Source organism: Altererythrobacter sp., assembly GCF_050299635.1.
Lineage (GTDB): Bacteria > Pseudomonadota > Alphaproteobacteria > Sphingomonadales > Sphingomonadaceae > Erythrobacter.
The window spans coordinates 1-510 of sequence record NZ_JBNKWF010000093.1; the positions used below are offsets into that span (position 1 = coordinate 1).

The 510-nt window shown below is 52.4% G+C and carries 1 protein-coding gene; it reads right to left on the reverse strand.

Translation table 11 applies throughout. From position 1 onward, the window contains the following. Positions 1-193: 193 nt before the first annotated feature. Positions 194-510 (reverse strand): hypothetical protein (locus ACQY6C_RS15000; RefSeq protein WP_427970093.1); only part of this gene is annotated, 317 nt, incomplete at its 5' end.

Sequence of the window (510 nt, forward strand, 5' to 3'; positions counted from 1 at the left end):
GCACTCTCAAGCTCAGCGACTCTCAAAGAAATACTCTCAGGGGATAGATCATCACTTACATCAGAGTCAGAGTCAGAGATGTTTCTCGAAGATTTGCCCATGAGGCAAAGGCCGGTGAAGTCGCCTTGCTTGCGCTTGACCTTCTCATCCTCCTCTGAGCTGGAGGAGTCATCACTGGAGAAGTCGAAGTCGCTCAGGGCAGCACACGCTCGGGACATGATCTTCTGGAACTTCTTCTTCTTGTCCCCGAAGTGTACTTCTTCTTGCCCTCGCCCTTGTCGCTGGAGTCATTCCGGTTGTTGTAGTTGTACTTGTTGGAGGAGTCGAACTTCTTTCTCTTGGGGCAGAAAACAATGAAGTGGGTGGTGTCGCCGCACTCGAAGAAGCCCCTAGGAGACCTCCTCCTCTCCTTGCAGAATCTGTGGAACGCGCAGAACTTCCTCGCCAGTAGGGCAATCTCGTCATTGGGGATGCTCTCGTACTGCTCATCAGAAGCTCCACACAAGGAAG